Here is a 15,527-nt window from a genome sequence, read left to right as displayed (position 1 = left end):
TATCAAGAGCAATGAGATAGCGAATGCACTCATTGCTTTTTTTGATTTACCATGCTTTTATTTTGAGGAGGATGTAACGATGAACATGATGGATGCCAACGAAATTATCGCGTTTATTCAAAAAAGCGAAAAGAAAACACCAGTGAAGGTATATGTGAAAGGGAACCTGGAGGGAATCGACTTCGGTGCGAGCTCCAAAGCCTTCATTACGGGTCCTACTGGCGTTGTTTTTGGTGAGTGGAAAGAGATTGAGCCAGTGCTCGCTGCTAACGCAGACAAAATTGAAGATTATGTAGTAGAAAGCGACCGCCGCAACTCCGCCATTCCTTTGCTGGATACAAAAGGGATTCAAGCGCGTATTGAGCCAGGCGCAATTATCCGTGACCAAGTGACAATCGGTAACAATGCGGTCATCATGATGGGTGCTTCCATTAACATCGGTGCAGTTATCGGTGAAGGTACGATGATCGACATGAATGTTGTGATAGGTGGACGTGGAACCATCGGGAAAAACTGCCACATCGGCGCAGGATCGGTTATCGCAGGCGTTATCGAGCCGCCATCTGCACAGCCAGTTGTTGTCGAGGACGATGTTGTCATCGGAGCAAATGCTGTCATTCTGGAAGGTGTACGCGTAGGAAAAGGTGCTGTCGTTGCAGCGGGTGCTGTCGTGATTGAAGATGTACCTCCATACGTAGTAGTTGCGGGAACGCCTGCACGCGTGATCAAGCAAATCGATGAAAAAACTCGTTCCAAGACAGAGATCAAGCAGGAGCTACGTCAGCTGTAAGGGAGAGAGTGCAAATGGACTGGCGTTCGCTCGATGAACAATATATCGTCTCCTCTTATAAAAGACTTCCGATTGCCATAGAAAAAGGCGAGGGAAATTACTTGTACGATACGAACGGGAAGAGCTATCTCGACTTGTTTACTGGACTCGCGGTAAACGTTCTGGGGCATTCTCATCCGCGCATTGTACAGGCTCTGCGTGAGCAGGGAGAGCGCTTCTTGCATATTTCCAATGTATTTTTAAACAAGCCAGCTATTCGTTTGGCCGAGCGTTTGGTTGCGAACAGCATTAGTGGGAAAGTGTTTTTCACCAACTCTGGTGCAGAGGCTACAGAGTCTGCGATCAAGCTGATTCACAAATGGACGAAGAACGAGGGAGCAGATCGTGAAGGCATCGTTGTCTTACGCAACAGCTTTCACGGGCGAACACTCGGAGCAGTGCGTTTGACGAGACAGGCTCACGTCTATCAAGACTTTCCTCAGCCGGCTTTTCCTGTTTATGAACTAGATGTGGAAGACACGGATGGATTGCGAGCGATTTGTCAGGAAGCAAGACCCGCTGCGGTCCTCATGGAGCCAGTCTTGGGTTCTGGCGGTGTCGTGCCGTTAACGGAAGCGTTCTTGCGAGAGGTAGCTGCGATCTGTGAACAAGAAGGCATGCTATTCGTCATGGACGAGATCCAGACAGGAATGGGCAGAACAGGAAAGCTGTTTGCTTATGAGCATGCAGGCGTATCGCCAGACCTTATCCTTTTCGCCAAAGGTATAGGGGGAGGGCTTCCACTCGGCGGTGTCATCGCTGGTCCAAAGCTGATGAACCAGTTCAAACCGGGGGATCACGGAACGACGTTCGCACCGTCACCACTGTCTGCTGCCCTGGGGAATGTCGTGCTGGATGAATTGCTTGATCCAGCCTTCATCGCTCACGTAGAAGAAGTCATTGCGTACCTGTGGTCGAGCTTGGAAGCGTTGCGAACGCGTCTTCCCGATCAGCTGCAATCCCTTCGCGGAAAAGGCTTGATGGTTGGAATTCCGCTCTCTTCCACCCCGGAAGAGGTAAGCCACTTGCAGCAAGCATTACTTGACGAAGGAATACTCGTTGACGTGACGCAGAAAACGATTGTTCGTCTGCTTCCGCCACTGACGTTGACAAAAGCCGATGTGGACCGTTTCCTTGCGGTGTTTGAGGAGCAGTTAATAGCAAGTACAGGTACGAAAAAGGAGGCGTAGGCCATGACGACTTCTTTGTTTACACAAATTCGCCGAGAATTGCACCAAATACCGGAGCCAGGCTTCGCTGAAGTGAAGACGCAACAATACTTGCTCGATTATTTGAAAAAGCTGCCCCAGGACAGAATCGAGATCAAAACGTGGCGAACAGGCATTTTGGTCAAGCTGGCAGGAACAAAGCCAAAACGATTAATTGCTTGGCGGACGGATATGGATGGCTTGCCGATCGTAGAGGAAACGTCCTATCCGTTTCGCTCGCTTCATCAAGGATACATGCATGCTTGCGGGCATGACATGCACATGGCAATTGCTCTTGGCCTTCTGACGCATTTTACCGAGCATCCGATAGCAGATGATTTGCTGTTCCTCTTCCAGCCGGCAGAAGAAGGTCCTGGCGGTGCGGAGCCGATGATGGAAAGTGAAGAGTTTGCAGGGTGGCGACCGGACTGCATTTTTGCCCTGCATATCGCGCCAGAATATCCAGTTGGTCATATTGCGACGAAGCCAGGCATTTTGTTTGCCAACACTTCTGAGTTGTACATTGATTTGGTTGGGAAAGGAGGGCATGCAGCCTTCCCCCACAAGGCGAATGACATGGTGGTTGCAGGAAGCCATCTTGTGACACAGCTGCAATCGATTATTTCGCGGAATATAGATCCATTGGATTCGGCCGTCGTAACGATTGGCAAGCTGGAGAGCGGGACGAAGCAAAACATCATCGCGGAGAAGTCCAGGCTAGAAGGGACCATTCGAACCTTTTCGATGGAATCGATGGCACTCGTCAAGAGCCGCATTGAATCTCTCGTAAAGGGAATAGAAGCGGGCTTTGAGTGCCAGGCAACGATTGACTACGGTGTTGGCTACTGCCAGGTTTACAACGAGGAGCAGCTAACGACAGAATTCATGCAATGGGTACAGGAACAATGTGAAGAGGTAACTCTCATCACATGCAAGGAAGCCATGACTGGCGAAGATTTCGGTTACTTTTTGAAAGAAATTCCCGGCTTTTTGTTCTGGCTGGGAGTGCAAACGCCGTACGGCTTGCACCATTCCAAAATTGAGCCGAATGAAGACGCGATCGAGGTTGCCATTCGACTGGTCTCCCGGTATTTTACATGGCTTTCGCAACAGGAGTAGCAGGTATCAGGAGCAAAAAAGAGTGGCTGGATAGCCGCTCTTTTTTCTGTGTCGGTCCCAACCGTATTCTCGTCAAGAGTAAGAAGTAGTTGCTAACATCTCTGTGCATAAGTCTTTCTTCCTAAGGTTTTTGTGCCTGTGGATAATGTGGATATTGTTGAAAAAACTTATCAGGGCAGCACAACTATTTCCTTTTCCAAACGTATAAACTAGAGAGAAGAAAATTCCGGAAAAACAAGCGCTGCCGCGCACACATACAGGAGGATTATTGACATGAAAAAAGCATGGTTATCGGCCTTGTTGGCGTTGACTGTAGCAGCAGGGGTGGGGAGCACTACTGCGCTGGGAGAGGGTGCGATGCGCGTATTTTTCGGTACGGAAACCGTAGCGAGTGAAATGCCAGCATCCAAGGCCGAATCGGTAGAATCAATAGTGAACAAGCTCGGTGGTTTCGCCGATTACGATCAGCAATCTGGCAAATTGCAAGTGATTAAGCCAAACGTAAATATTATTGTGGTCGAAGGGATTCAGCAGACCCGCAATAAAAATGTCGTTTTCAGCAACCCTGTCAAAGGATACAGCGATAAAAATGTGCCTCGTACGTTTAACGTATTTGTAGAGGTTGATGACGCGCCTGTAGCCAAAGACTTGCGCATGCAACTCGTGTTGATCGGACCGGACGGCAAAGAAGTGTCAAAAGGGAAAGAATGGAAATACTCCACACAAAATGCAAACAGCTTCTATTTTTCTGAGCCTTTTGTATCTACGAAACTCGAAGCATACGGCACTTATAAAGTACAAGTTCAAATGAAATCCGAGAAATTCACTTCTTATGTAACCGTCGGTGAAAATACATTTACAGTTGGGCGTTAAAAATTATGGCTTGGATGCGTTTCCAGTTTGCATGTCCCCGTGCTATAATATACGGAAAAGCCAATATACTTGGTGATAGCAAGTACATGAAAGAAAGGAACGATGGGAGCGAATGGAGACAAATCCCCCGCGATCGTCCACGGATGTAGAAGGCCCGAGTATACGCATTGCCTGGAAAGATGAGCAATCCATTCAGGCAGAGTGGAGCATGACGAAGGAGTTTGAGCAAGAAATAGAGCGAAAGTTTGCTATTCCGTTTGCTGAACTGCCTTTTGTCCTACGCCTTTTTGATGTGACGTACCGCAAAGAGATCCGAAATGATGGCACTGACCTTTACACTGATTTTGATATCAACCACCGTTCTTCCGAATGGATTTTGTACGGAGTGACGCAAGGATTGGAATATTGCGTCGATCTGGGAATTCGGATGGTGGACGGAAGGTTTTACTCGCTGTCCAGGTCTCAAATGATTTGATCAACGTGCTCAAGCAACGTACGACTGAGGCAACTGCATTTTTATACGAAACAGCCCCATTATCCACGAGATTTACTTGTGGCAATGGGGCTTTTGATTTTTATTCATGGACTTATGGCTTCTCTCGCTGTTTGTCCAGCAGTCGCAGGGCAACCGCTAAAACAGCCCATACTGGCATTGGTTCGTCTAACTTATTTAGCCATTCAGTCGAGGTCAGCAAGCCCTCCTGTAATGCGCGATTGCCCAGCTCCAATTTCCAGGGAGGAAACGCTTGTGGCCCTTCTGAGGTGAATTGATCGTACTGAGACAAGTTGTACGTCTGAATGAGGCGCGTCAGCTTTTCAGCGTACGCAGGATCGGTAGCGTATCCGGCTTCTTCTAATGCTTGTGCGGCTTGTGCGGGAGTAGCGGCTGCCAGCACGTTTTTGTATGCGGGTTTACTTAAAAACTGGGCATGGTCTTCCATGGATTGCTGGTAATTTTCATAAGCGCGGAACTGGGAAGTACGTGTGACTGTCTTTCCGTTTTCCACCTCTTTGCTTTCGATAGTGACAGAGCCGGCAGGGCCCGTTCCCTTAATTCCAAAAAGGTTGTACGAGGATGTCCCAGTGGCAGGGTCAACAGGTACTTTTTTCCCCCAACCTGACTCGAGTATGGCTTGCGCTATGATAATGGAGGGGAAGATACGATAGCTCAGATAAGTCTTCCTGGCATGGTCAGCAACCAACTGAATAAAAGCTTGCGCATCCATAAGCTCACCCCTTTCCACTCTTTGTTATTCGTATGAGAAAAAGAGGTCAGGGGGAATAGGCCTGAACATGAAAAAACAGTCGATATTTCTCGACTGTTTTTCCATTTTTCTTTATGGCTTTCGAGGTTGAAAGTATTGAATCCGCTTGTTGAAGAGATGGAGCTCTGCTTTATAATCACGTGCCAAGTATCGACAGTACTCATTCGCCTTGTTTTTATCGCCATGTGTGGCCGATTCAGGGAGGGACACTTGTATGTAGTGCTTTTCGGAACCGTTTTCATTTTTGCTCCCGACTCCAACAACGATGGCTTTATACAGGTTTGGATCTTTTCCTTTGAGAAGGAACCATGAGTCCTTTCCTTCAGGGCGTTCTTCTAGGGTGTAAGGGAAAGCGGCGTCAGCATAGGTCCAGCCCAACTGCTTTCCTGTTTTTGAAGTCATGTCAACGTATCGCGTAAACTTGGCTTTCACGTCGTCAATACTTACAGATGCTGCGGTAGAACCATCAACGAAATAGATGTAGGCCGATTGAAGTTTCACGACTGCACTCACTCCTAGTACCGGTATTCTGTGCGTTAAGTGTAGCATTGTCTTCCACTCTTTGGCAATGAGGCAGTTGGCGACCGAAAACAATTGCGCGTTTTTTCTGAAAAGTGTAAAATATATATCATATTTATATGCCATTAGATGAACGATAAAGGATCATGGAGGAATATACGCATGCAGGAGGCCTCAATTAGACACGTATTCGAAGCTTTAAACACCATGCGCGCCATCGATGTGGTGAACAAAGAAGACTGGGAGCGGGCAGCGAAGGAAGCCGAATTGGATTCCTCTGTACAGTTAAACATTCTCTGGATCATCTACTGTTATGAAGGTGTACGCGTCACGCAAATTGCAGATTGGACCTTCTGGCATCCCTCATCGATTGTCATTCATATCAAGAAATTAATGGAGAAAGGCATGGTGACGATCGAAAAGTCGGAGTTGGATGGGCGTGTGGTCCACGTATACCCGACTGAAAAAGGAAAAGAAGTATTGGAAGCCAGTCGAAGAAGTGTACCAGATATTTTTAGATTGACGTATGCATTGGAGAAAATGGAGGAACGATACAGTACAGCAGTAGTTGAACTGTTCTTTGAATGTCTCTCCTTTGTCGCGCAATCGTTGCATGGTGCAGAAAAAGTGAGATGGATTCAAGAAGGGGAAGACAGGGTCATTAACCCGACCCGTCTGGTAAATGATGCTATTTAGGTGGCAAAAACGTAGTTTTTCGCTTATACTAGTGAATAATCCGAATATTTCACGAAATTCGGAGGCCAAAATACTGTTGAGGAGGGATTGCTGATGGAGCACTACGACCACTTATACGACGTTTCGGAGAATGCTAATGTACGTTTCCTTGGGTTTATTTCAGAGGGAACACGCTACGACTTTGGCATGGTATTTACACACAAGTTTTATGGGAAGCCGTTGGTGATCTGTATGCAGACAGGGCAATCGACTCTTCTCAGTTCTGAAGATGCGGTGAATCCAGGATACCTGCAAAAAATTTTCAGGCTGGATTCAGAGAACGAGGCACTCGCGCTTGCTGAGTTTTTCCAGGAGCATTTACCATCCATTCCATTTGAAGAAAATCAGTATTAGGGAACGAGCAGAAGTTTATCTTCTGCTCGTTTTAGTTTTTCTCTAAAATACGGCCTTCCTGTTTTTTAGTATAATCGAAAGAAATCAAGCTGTAGGAGGAACAGTGAGAATGGGTGTACATAAATGGTCGGCCAAAGATTCTCGGGGAGCGATTGTTCTCGTCCATGGAACAGGAGAGCATCATGGGCGCTATGAGCATGTAGCGGCTTATTTCAATCAGGCAGGCTGGGACGTATATGCGGAAGATTTGCCGGGATGGGGGCGTTCTCCTGGGAGACGGGGGCATATTCAATCATTCGAAGACTATTTGTCCCGCGTACGTGAGTGGACGAGTACCGCTCTTGCTGATGCGTCAGGCGAGAAGCCTGTATGTTTGATGGGTCATAGTCTGGGGGGCCTCATCGCGACTCGCTTTATTCAGACGGATGAACGGAGCGAAGAGTTGGCAGGGTTAATTCTCACCTCTCCATGCTTGAAACTGAAACTGACTGTACCAGCATGGAAGGAGCAATTGGCACAGTTTCTCGATCGTGTCTGGCCAACACTTGTCATGCCTAATGGAATAACTCCCGACATGGTATCGCGCGACGAAGCTGTTCAAGCTGCTTATCAGAACGATCCGCTCAATTATTCCAAGGTAAGTGTCAGATGGTTCACGGAATTGAACCGCTCTATGGAAAAGGCGTGGGAGGAAAGACATCGAATCAAGCATCCTGTCCTTGTTTTGCAGGCTGGTGCTGATACACTGGTTGATGCGGATGCAGTGGAGAAGTTTATAGCTGGCCTTCCAGACAGCCAAACGTTTGAACGATTCGCAGGCTTGCGGCACGAAATTTTGAATGAGCCTGAAAAGGAAGAAGTATTGCAAAAAATCGTGAACTGGTTGAATGACAATATTTCAATTTAATGTGACATACTAATTATCAACAAATGCATCTTGACTCCGAATGACGTGGCATATTAAGATGAATGTAACATAACATTTGTAGTAATATGTGAATCAATTGAATGCGGAGGGGACATAGATGGGAACTATCGTATGTCAGACTTGCGGAACCATCATCGAGCATTTTGAATGTAATTCAGTGAAAACGCTTTATGCGGTGTGCAACTGTGACTGCCGACCTGGTGACAGACAGGAAAAAGAATAAAAAAATAGTCAACAGGCCTATGTTGAGGCCTGTTTTTTTTGACAACCTTTTCCGTATGGAGGATAATGGAGAAGTGTGAAAATCGTTGTAAAAGGAGGAATTGTTTCATGAAGCGAAAACCGATGCAGGGAATGCTGGCCGCTGCACTTTTGGTCACATCTCTGTGGAGCGGGACACCGGCGCTTGCCTACAGTATTGGTGATGAAGAAAAAATCGACGCAAGCAAGCCTGAAATTTCCGGAGCCGGTTATGACATTTCCAAAAAATATGCCGTGTGGATGGTTGAAGGGGAAGAAGCCGTAACCCTTTACAATCTCGATAAAGGTACGCAAACTCAAATTGGCGACAAGGAATCTGAGAAGACGAATCCAAAAGTCGATGGTGAGTATGTCGTGTGGATCGATTCTCGTGACGGAGGTTCGGACGTTTACTTGTATGACATCGCGAAGCAAAAAGAAACCCGTTTGTCTGACGGGTCAGCTTCTGTCGATGGAGTAGAGATAGGGGATAAAAACGTTGTCTGGACAGATAACGGGGATGTTTATCTGCACAAAATTTCTACTGGAGATACAGAGATCGTATCTGCGAGTGGAAAAGCAAGCAACCCAGTGGTAAGCGATGCATATGTCGCATGGGAAGATGATCGTGATGGCAACGGCGATATTTACTATTACGATATCAAGAAGAGAGAAGAAAAGGAGGCTGTCGTCCAAAAAGGTGATCAAGGGCGTCCTACTCTTTCCTCGAATAAAATTTTGTACGAGAATCGCTCCTATAATCAAATCTACGTGCATACCATCAGCAATGGCCGAAACAAAGAATTGACGAACGGTTCGAATGACAAAGAATTTGTACATATGTACAAAGACGATTATGTGTATGCTGAAGATAATAATCTGATGTATCGTACCGTCGATAAATCGTCCAAAAAGAAACTTGACTCCAACCTTTATGGAAATGTAGGGCCGAGAATTTATGGCGACTATGTTTTGTACGCCAAAAAGGACAGTAATAAAAGGCTCCAGCTTCACCTGTATGATCTGGACGAGAAAAAGCAAGTTCCGCTAGGGAGTGTAGGTGGCGATCCTATTGATCCAAGTGGTCACGATCGTTATGTCGCTTATGCATCAAAGTCTAAGAATAACAATTCCATCGTTCTTTACGATATGGTAAAAGGAACGAGCAAAGCCATCAGCGACCCAGATCACGATGCAGCTCGCCCTGTCGTAAGTTCTCGTTATGTTGTCTGGTATGATCAGCGGGAAGACGCACTCTTCTCCTACGATATTCGTAAAGGCGTCCAAACGCAGATTACGAACGAAGATGATGATCAAAAGCCGAGTGAGAAGTTTTATGAAATCGACGGAGAGCGTCTTTTGTGGGTCAATGTCGATCGCAGAGCAGAAGTGATCATCACAAATCTGTCCACTGGAAAGCATACGGAGGTATCAAGGCTGAAAAGTGAACCGTTAAGCGTTGATATTTATCAAAACTATGCAACCTGGGTAGTCGAAGAAGGTAAAAAGAATGCAGCGATCGTTCTCTACGATATCGAAGATGATAAAGAGAGAGAAATTCGTGATAACGTAAAAATCGAGAAAGCAGAGCTTGGCGACAATTTCGTGGTTTGGAGCGAAGATACTGGCAATTCCAAAACGGGTTGGGATTTGTACTATTACAACATCGACCGTCAAAAAGTCAATCCGTTGCTGCGCTATACGGAAGGTGACCAGAAAAATCCACAGGCTTCACGCAATATGATTTTGTTCGAAGACAATCGTCTGTCCGGGAAAGGCAAACAGTTCTATTTTGAGCTGTATGATTTCGAAGAGGGGTCATTTAGCGATATCGAGTGGGATGATGATGCGGAAATGGAAAACCCGCGCATGGGTGGAAATCGCATTGTCTGGGTAGATGATCGCGACAAAGATCCTTACGTCTACACGTTGGCTTTCGCTCAGGGTGATGATGACGAAGACGACGAAGACGAAGACGAAGATGATGATGAAAAAGACGAGGACTGATTCTGAATAAATAGAGTCAGGCTCCATGAAAAAAACAGACGAAAGGAATTCTTTCGTCTGTTTTCTTTTATGTCCGGCATAAATACGGCTTCAAAAGTACGAGTGCTACGAGAAATAAAATGACTGCGACATAAGCAGGCAAGAGATGAATAAAATCAACATAGCCAACAGTAAAATGTATGCCTATGCCAGAAACAAAGCCAGGAATCCCTGCTAAAAACAATGTCCACCAAATCCACGCTTCTCCTCGCCTGATCCCCCAAAGGCTAATCAGCAAGACGGCAAGGCCATTCGAAACTAATGCCCCGCCAAAGCCAGCACGGTCATGAGCAATCACCGGAATTAATCGCTCATTGTAAGACTGCAAGGTATCAGCAGACACACAGAGAAAGACAAGATCGGAAGGAACGAAGACACCTGTGACGCCGATGAGCGAAATGATGATACCAGCCCCTGTCAAACCAAATCCGATGATGACAAAGAGCAATTGTCCCCATAGAGCCATTCGCCAATCCTGATCGTTGTGAAGCTGAGGCGGTAGGCGAGTCAAATGAACCTTTGCAGGTGTTCGTAATGCGAGCAAAAACATGGGGAACAGCACGAGCGCTAAAATCGCGTGCAAGTAATCGAAGTACCCGTATCCGATAAATAAAAAGAAGCTGGAAAATCCAACAGCACCGGAGACGAGCAAGATGGTCCGCGTCCAGTGAATGTCTTTGCGCAGGCCATGGTAAGCCAGTTGGCTATACAAAATTCCTATGGATATCATCGTTCCTGCCAGACTAATCCGATCGTGTGACATAAACGAGAGGATTTGCTCATTTAAGAGCGCAAGCTGGTCGGCTGACATCCCAAGAAAACGTTCGTCGTAGGGGAGGACGACGGTTGTTGCGGCGACCAGCCAAGCGATTGCCCCACCGATAATCATGCCCACGCCCAACAAGATTCCCCATATCCAAGAAGGAAATAAAAAAGCAGGTCGCTTTTCTTGAGGTGGGTTAGGGTCAGTATCTGGTTGTGTTTGCAAGATGGCTTCGTTAATTCGTTTTGGCAAACCGGGGCCAGAATAGACCAAGCCACTGTGCAACTGCACAAAATTGGCACCCGCTGCAAGAAAAGTCAGAGCATCGTGTGGCTCCAGAATGCCGCCTGATCCAATGATAAGAGCATCTGACCACTGTTCCCGTGCCCAAGAGACAAAATTGACGGCTTGCTCGTGTGAACTCCTCCCCGTGATGTAAACAGAGTGGTTCGCGCATAGTGGATCTTCCTGAATCGTGCCTCCGGCGACAACTAAGCCGTTGAGTCCTGCTTCTTTTGCCGAGGTAAGAATCGGGAGTGCTTCCGCTTCTGTAAGGCTTGGAGGGATCGCCAGCAAGAGTGGCATATCCGTCTTGTTACGCAAACTGGATAAATATTCTCTCCAAGCTGTATGGCTCCATTCTGGCTGCCCTATATTTGCCCGCGTATCTATTGTGAAAAACGAACAAAAACGCTCCAATCTGACGATTAGCTCCTGGAGCTCTTCTGTGGCTTCTCTCAGGCTGGCTCCTGGTCGGCAGGCCAATCTGACTCCGATAGGAATTTGGATGCCAGATGCCCCCTTCAGGCGCCTCTCAAGGGCATATATACCATTATTTACCAATGGACTGGAATAGTGGATATTCATCGCGGCAATGTCACGTTGAACGGTGCCGTAGGAATCAATCGGTTCTTTTGACACAGGTCCCAGCTCTAGAAACCCAAAGCCGAATTTGGACAGCGCTTGAATGGCGATACATTCCGGGTCCAATCCGGCACCCAACCCGACTGGAGTAGGGAACGTGACTGGACCAATTGTTTTGGAGAGCTGTGAGGGAGGCTCCATATGTCCCATCCATTCGATGATGACCGAACCACCCGGAATTTTTGCCAAAGTGCCGATTGACTGCAAGGTAATAGACCGGGCCCGTTCAGGTGGCATGAGAAAGAGAAGTGGCCGAAACATCGTTTGATACGACCAGTCTGGCATGGCAGCATCGCCCACCTTTCCTGATTTTTTCCATTTCCATCTTAACTCAAAATGTTTGCATAAAAAATAAAAAAAGCTGCTCTCTCGTGAAAGAGGCAGCCGTTTTTTGGTTCGGATCGCTTAGCCAGAAATGGCGGTTTGTCTTTTTACGACCTTGATCGTTTTCAATGTCTCATCTTCAGGACCTTGTACGGGTAACCCGACTCGAATGTTTTCCTGGATGTACGCGATATTTTCCTCGGTGATTACCTCCCCAGGGAGGAAGATCGGGATGCCTGGAGGATACACCATGATGAACTCAGTAATGACTCGACCTGCTGCTTCCGCCAACGGAATCGTCTCTGTTTCTGCATAGAATGCTTCTCGAGGAGTGGTGGACAGCACAGGGATATTCGGCAGTGAGATGGTTGGCTTCTCTTCTGCTTGTACGTGCGAAAATTCAACGGACAGATCGCGCAAGCCATTTACCAGCGTACGGATGGATTCTTCCGTATCCCCCGCAGTAACGAAGCAGAGGATGTTGTACAAATCGCTCATCTCTACTTCAATGTTGTACTTGTCACGCAGCCAGTTCTCGACTTCCCATCCAGTGATTCCGAGATCGCGTACGTGGATGAGGAGCTTGGTTGGGTCCATCGCAAAAGTCGCAGGCTTGCCAAGAATCTCCTTGCCAACGCAGTAGATGCGCGGGATTTCGTTAATCATATCGCGTGCTTTTGCTGCCAGTTCCATCGCTTGGTCCGCGAGCATTTTCCCGTTGAGGGCCAAATGCTGACGCGCCATGTCCAACGACGCGAGGAAAATGTAAGAAGTCGAAGTCGTCGTGAGCATACTCATCACGGTTTTCACCCGATCGACATCAACGAGGCCTTCCCGTACATTCAAGATCGACGTTTGGGTTAACGAGCCACCCAGCTTGTGTACACTGGTAGCTGCCATGTCAGCACCTGCTTGCATGGCCGAAATTGGCAATTCCTCATGAAAATGAATATGCACACCATGCGCTTCGTCTACCAATACAGGAATTTCATAGTTATGCGCAGCCCGCACGATCTCACGCAGGTCACCTGCAATACCGAAGTATGTTGGGTTAATCACCAACAGGGCAGCAGCATCAGGATGGGTTTCCAGTGCTTTTTGCACGGCTTTCACTGTGATCCCGTGAGAAATACCTAGACGCTCGTCCATTGCAGGGTGAATAAAGATTGGGATGGCTCCAGCGAAAATAATCGCCGACATAATCGATTTGTGTACGTTACGCGGTACGATAATTTTGTCACCGGGACTGCATGTCGCCATAATCATCGCCATGATGGCACCGCTTGTACCTTGCACAGAAAAAAATGTATGGTCAGCGCCGAATGCCTCGGCTGCCAAATCTTGTGCTTCTTTAATCATTGCCTTCGGGTGATGTAAATCATCCAATGGCGCAATGTTGATGAGGTCTATCGAAAGAGCGTTGTCCCCGATGAACTCGCGAAATGCCGGATGCATACCCATACCCTTCTTATGGCCCGGAATGTGAAATTGAATCGGGTTCCGGTTGGCGTGCTCCAACAACCCGCTGAACAAAGGAGTTTTCATTTGTCTCACTACGATCGCCTCACTTTACTAATCAAGAATAATAAGGGGAAAAACAAACAAATTGAGTATAGCAAAATAGGGGGGGAAAGCAAGCGAATTTTTATTCAGGTTTACGAGTGGTGGCAGGAGTTTGGCCTGTAAGCCGAGAAGGTCATTTACACGAGGTGATAAATGGATGAAAACGAGAGTAACGGAGCTACTTCAAATTACATATCCGGTAGTTCAAGGCGGCTTGGCTTATTTGGCTTACGCAGACCTGGCTGCGGCTGTGTCAAATGCCGGAGGACTCGGTCAAATTACGGCTATGTCTTTGCCATCGGCGGATGCACTGCGGGAGGAGATTCGCAAGGTCCGTGCATTGACGGATAAACCATTTGGTGTGAATTATGCCATTGGCCAACACGGTCGGCCGTATGAAGAAATGCTGGATGTGGCGATTGAAGAAGGAGTGGCAGCTGTTTCGGTAACAGGAGGCAATCCAGAGCCGCTGCTGCGCAGACTCGATGGTCATCCCATCAAAAAGCTTGTATTGGTTGCGTCTGCCCGCCAAGCACAAAAAGCAGAATCGATTGGCGCGGATGCTGTGATGGCTGTTGGTCAAGAAGGTGGGGGTCACCTGGGACGAGATGATATCGGGACGTTTGTTTTAATTCCGCGTGTGGTGGATTCTGTGAAAATTCCGGTATTGGCTAGCGGTGGCATCGGCGATGGTCGGGGAATTTTGGCAGCGCTTGCACTTGGGGCAGAAGGTGTGGAGATGGGGACGCGATTTATTGCGACGCAAGAATGTGTCCATGCGCATGCTGCTTACAAAGAGGCGTTGGTTGCTGGAACAGAGCACGATACCGCCGTTATCAAGCGCACACTGGGGACACCTGCCAGGGTCGTTCGTACACCAGGCTCTGATCATATTCTCCAATTGGAAAAAGAAGGGGCAGGTTACGAGCAATTAAAGAGCTTCATCAGTGGAGAGAACAATTGCACATTTATTTATGAGGGTGACAGCCAGCGTGGCTTTGGTTGGGCTGGTCAGGTTATTGGATTGATTGATGATGTACCAAGTGTCCAAGAATTGTTTGGCCGCATGTTTGGCGATGTGAACAAGTCGTTGGATCGACTGCGGTCTTTTTCCTAAAACAAAAGAACAGGCCTGCGTTTTTCAAATGAAAGCGGACCTGTTCTTTTGCATATAACTTAACTAAAGAAAGCGGGAGGCGGTTTATCCGCGAGAATTTCCTAACGTATAGAGCTTACTCAACACGCCAAATGTTTCTTCGAGACGACCAACCAAAGCTACTCCGTCTTCAAGGATTGGATCAAGACGGTCAATGGTAATTCCGCAGAGCAACTCCGCTTTTTTTACCTGTGCCAGCCTGTCCACCAACTTTTTCACGCCAGCCGTGCCCAGCTCCTTTTGAGAAGTGCTTGCTGGTTGCATATGATCTGGAGACCAGTGAAAATGCTCCGGAACCATCGCGATGACGTCCTCTAGACGCTTGTTAAACGCATTACTGATGATCTCTTTGGAAGGAGACTCGTAAATTACCGCGTACCAAACGAACAAATGTGTTCCCCACAAGCCGATTTGAAAGTGCGGATGTTTTTTGTAACCGCGTTTATCATTAGCCCAGGCAACCCACGTATCAGCTGGTGGGTTCACCGTACGGCGTGCGTGTTTTGCTATGTGCGTAAACATTTCATCACCAGTTGCAACGGAGAGAAAAGGCGCAAAGTGTTGGCTGAGTACTTCGAATTTGGGACGGATATTGGTTTTGATCGCGTCCATCCGAGCATCCAGTCCATCAATGGCAAAAACATCAAAATCTTCTTGACGAAAGCCTGGAAACGTTGGCAT

At 47.4% G+C, this 15,527-nt stretch carries 16 protein-coding genes; 11 read left to right on the top strand and 5 right to left on the bottom strand.

Features of this window, described 5'->3' with window-relative positions; genetic code table 11:
- Window positions 1-79: 79 nt before the first annotated feature.
- The 5 genes from dapD (at window position 80) to ACKKE8_RS20785 (ending at window position 4,504) form a co-directional block, all read left to right on the top strand.
- Window positions 80-790: a 2,3,4,5-tetrahydropyridine-2,6-dicarboxylate N-acetyltransferase gene (gene dapD, locus ACKKE8_RS20805; RefSeq protein WP_409174708.1), complete on the top strand. Its 711-nt coding sequence runs from the start codon at window positions 80-82 to the stop codon at window positions 788-790.
- Between the two features lie 14 nt (window positions 791-804).
- On the top strand, window positions 805-2,019 hold the full coding sequence (locus ACKKE8_RS20800; protein WP_409174707.1) for an aspartate aminotransferase family protein: 1,215 nt from the start codon (window positions 805-807) through the stop codon (window positions 2,017-2,019).
- 3 nt (window positions 2,020-2,022) lie between these two features.
- On the top strand, window positions 2,023-3,156 hold the full coding sequence (locus tag ACKKE8_RS20795) for an N-acetyldiaminopimelate deacetylase (protein WP_409174706.1): 1,134 nt from the start codon (window positions 2,023-2,025) through the stop codon (window positions 3,154-3,156).
- A gap of 273 nt (window positions 3,157-3,429) precedes the next feature.
- Window positions 3,430-4,029, top strand: a complete 600-nt coding sequence (locus ACKKE8_RS20790) for a hypothetical protein (protein WP_409174705.1) — start codon at window positions 3,430-3,432, stop codon at window positions 4,027-4,029.
- A gap of 112 nt (window positions 4,030-4,141) precedes the next feature.
- Window positions 4,142-4,504 carry a DUF4912 domain-containing protein gene (locus ACKKE8_RS20785; RefSeq protein ID WP_007723202.1) on the top strand — a complete coding sequence of 121 codons (363 nt, stop codon included), beginning with the start codon at window positions 4,142-4,144 and terminating at the stop codon, window positions 4,502-4,504.
- Window positions 4,505-4,616: 112 nt separating this feature from the next.
- Here ACKKE8_RS20785 and ACKKE8_RS20780 read toward each other — a convergent pair whose 3' ends face one another.
- Both ACKKE8_RS20780 and ACKKE8_RS20775 read right to left on the bottom strand, forming a co-directional pair.
- Window positions 4,617-5,255, bottom strand: a complete 639-nt coding sequence (locus ACKKE8_RS20780) for a glycoside hydrolase family 73 protein (protein ID WP_409174704.1) — start codon at window positions 5,253-5,255, stop codon at window positions 4,617-4,619.
- 111 nt (window positions 5,256-5,366) lie between these two features.
- Window positions 5,367-5,795 (bottom strand): DUF1885 family protein, encoded by a 429-nt coding sequence (locus tag ACKKE8_RS20775; protein WP_409174703.1) that lies wholly within the window; start codon window positions 5,793-5,795, stop codon window positions 5,367-5,369.
- A 180-nt stretch (window positions 5,796-5,975) separates the two neighbouring features.
- Between ACKKE8_RS20775 and ACKKE8_RS20770 the strand changes: the two genes are divergently transcribed.
- The 5 genes from ACKKE8_RS20770 to ACKKE8_RS20750 all read left to right on the top strand — a co-directional run bounded on the left by ACKKE8_RS20770 (window position 5,976) and on the right by ACKKE8_RS20750 (window position 10,077).
- Complete coding sequence (locus tag ACKKE8_RS20770) at window positions 5,976-6,509, top strand: MarR family winged helix-turn-helix transcriptional regulator (RefSeq protein ID WP_409174702.1); 534 nt, start codon at window positions 5,976-5,978, stop codon at window positions 6,507-6,509.
- A 93-nt stretch (window positions 6,510-6,602) separates the two neighbouring features.
- Window positions 6,603-6,902 carry a DUF3055 domain-containing protein gene (locus tag ACKKE8_RS20765; protein ID WP_409174701.1) on the top strand — a complete coding sequence of 100 codons (300 nt, stop codon included), beginning with the start codon at window positions 6,603-6,605 and terminating at the stop codon, window positions 6,900-6,902.
- A 109-nt stretch (window positions 6,903-7,011) separates the two neighbouring features.
- The gene (locus tag ACKKE8_RS20760; protein ID WP_409174700.1) at window positions 7,012-7,809 is read left to right on the top strand and encodes a lysophospholipase; all 798 of its coding nucleotides are present in this window, start codon (window positions 7,012-7,014) and stop codon (window positions 7,807-7,809) included.
- 118 nt (window positions 7,810-7,927) lie between these two features.
- Window positions 7,928-8,053 carry a GapA-binding peptide SR1P gene (locus tag ACKKE8_RS20755; RefSeq protein ID WP_376897612.1) on the top strand — a complete coding sequence of 42 codons (126 nt, stop codon included), beginning with the start codon at window positions 7,928-7,930 and terminating at the stop codon, window positions 8,051-8,053.
- 107 nt (window positions 8,054-8,160) lie between these two features.
- Window positions 8,161-10,077 (top strand): hypothetical protein, encoded by a 1,917-nt coding sequence (locus ACKKE8_RS20750; RefSeq protein ID WP_409174699.1) that lies wholly within the window; start codon window positions 8,161-8,163, stop codon window positions 10,075-10,077.
- Between the two features lie 67 nt (window positions 10,078-10,144).
- Here the strand turns inward: ACKKE8_RS20750 and ACKKE8_RS20745 are convergent, their stop codons facing one another.
- Window positions 10,145-12,088, bottom strand: coding sequence for a dihydroorotate dehydrogenase (locus ACKKE8_RS20745; protein ID WP_409174698.1), 1,944 nt, complete (start codon window positions 12,086-12,088; stop codon window positions 10,145-10,147).
- A gap of 120 nt (window positions 12,089-12,208) precedes the next feature.
- Window positions 12,209-13,681, bottom strand: coding sequence for an aminotransferase class I/II-fold pyridoxal phosphate-dependent enzyme (locus ACKKE8_RS20740; RefSeq protein ID WP_409174697.1), 1,473 nt, complete (start codon window positions 13,679-13,681; stop codon window positions 12,209-12,211).
- A gap of 166 nt (window positions 13,682-13,847) precedes the next feature.
- Here ACKKE8_RS20740 and ACKKE8_RS20735 point away from each other — a divergent pair, with 166 nt between their 5' ends.
- Window positions 13,848-14,807 carry an NAD(P)H-dependent flavin oxidoreductase gene (locus ACKKE8_RS20735; RefSeq protein WP_409174696.1) on the top strand — a complete coding sequence of 320 codons (960 nt, stop codon included), beginning with the start codon at window positions 13,848-13,850 and terminating at the stop codon, window positions 14,805-14,807.
- An 84-nt stretch (window positions 14,808-14,891) separates the two neighbouring features.
- Here the strand turns inward: ACKKE8_RS20735 and ACKKE8_RS20730 are convergent, their stop codons facing one another.
- Window positions 14,892-15,527, bottom strand: a complete 636-nt coding sequence (locus tag ACKKE8_RS20730) for a YktB family protein (RefSeq protein WP_409174695.1) — start codon at window positions 15,525-15,527, stop codon at window positions 14,892-14,894.

This window comes from Brevibacillus fortis (assembly GCF_046196545.1).
Taxonomy (GTDB): Bacteria; Bacillota; Bacilli; order Brevibacillales; family Brevibacillaceae; genus Brevibacillus; species Brevibacillus fortis_A.
The sequence above is the reverse complement of the archived record's forward strand: the minus strand, read 5'-3'. Positions and strand labels throughout refer to the sequence as shown.

Bases quoted from the DNA above. Each gene is read 5' to 3' on its own strand.
- dapD (WP_409174708.1), top strand. From the start codon at position 80: ATGAACATGATGGATGCCAACGAAATTATCGCGTTTATTCAAAAAAGC.
- ACKKE8_RS20800 (WP_409174707.1), top strand. From the start codon at position 805: ATGGACTGGCGTTCGCTCGATGAACAATATATCGTCTCCTCTTATAAA.
- ACKKE8_RS20795 (WP_409174706.1), top strand. From the start codon at position 2,023: ATGACGACTTCTTTGTTTACACAAATTCGCCGAGAATTGCACCAAATA.
- ACKKE8_RS20790 (WP_409174705.1), top strand. From the start codon at position 3,430: ATGAAAAAAGCATGGTTATCGGCCTTGTTGGCGTTGACTGTAGCAGCA.
- ACKKE8_RS20785 (WP_007723202.1), top strand. From the start codon at position 4,142: ATGGAGACAAATCCCCCGCGATCGTCCACGGATGTAGAAGGCCCGAGT.
- ACKKE8_RS20780 (WP_409174704.1), bottom strand. From the start codon at position 5,255: ATGGATGCGCAAGCTTTTATTCAGTTGGTTGCTGACCATGCCAGGAAG.
- ACKKE8_RS20770 (WP_409174702.1), top strand. From the start codon at position 5,976: ATGCAGGAGGCCTCAATTAGACACGTATTCGAAGCTTTAAACACCATG.
- ACKKE8_RS20765 (WP_409174701.1), top strand. From the start codon at position 6,603: ATGGAGCACTACGACCACTTATACGACGTTTCGGAGAATGCTAATGTA.
- ACKKE8_RS20760 (WP_409174700.1), top strand. From the start codon at position 7,012: ATGGGTGTACATAAATGGTCGGCCAAAGATTCTCGGGGAGCGATTGTT.
- ACKKE8_RS20755 (WP_376897612.1), top strand. From the start codon at position 7,928: ATGGGAACTATCGTATGTCAGACTTGCGGAACCATCATCGAGCATTTT.
- ACKKE8_RS20750 (WP_409174699.1), top strand. From the start codon at position 8,161: ATGAAGCGAAAACCGATGCAGGGAATGCTGGCCGCTGCACTTTTGGTC.
- ACKKE8_RS20745 (WP_409174698.1), bottom strand. From the start codon at position 12,088: ATGCCAGACTGGTCGTATCAAACGATGTTTCGGCCACTTCTCTTTCTC.
- ACKKE8_RS20735 (WP_409174696.1), top strand. From the start codon at position 13,848: ATGAAAACGAGAGTAACGGAGCTACTTCAAATTACATATCCGGTAGTT.
- ACKKE8_RS20730 (WP_409174695.1), bottom strand. From the start codon at position 15,527: ATGCCAACGTTTCCAGGCTTTCGTCAAGAAGATTTTGATGTTTTTGCC.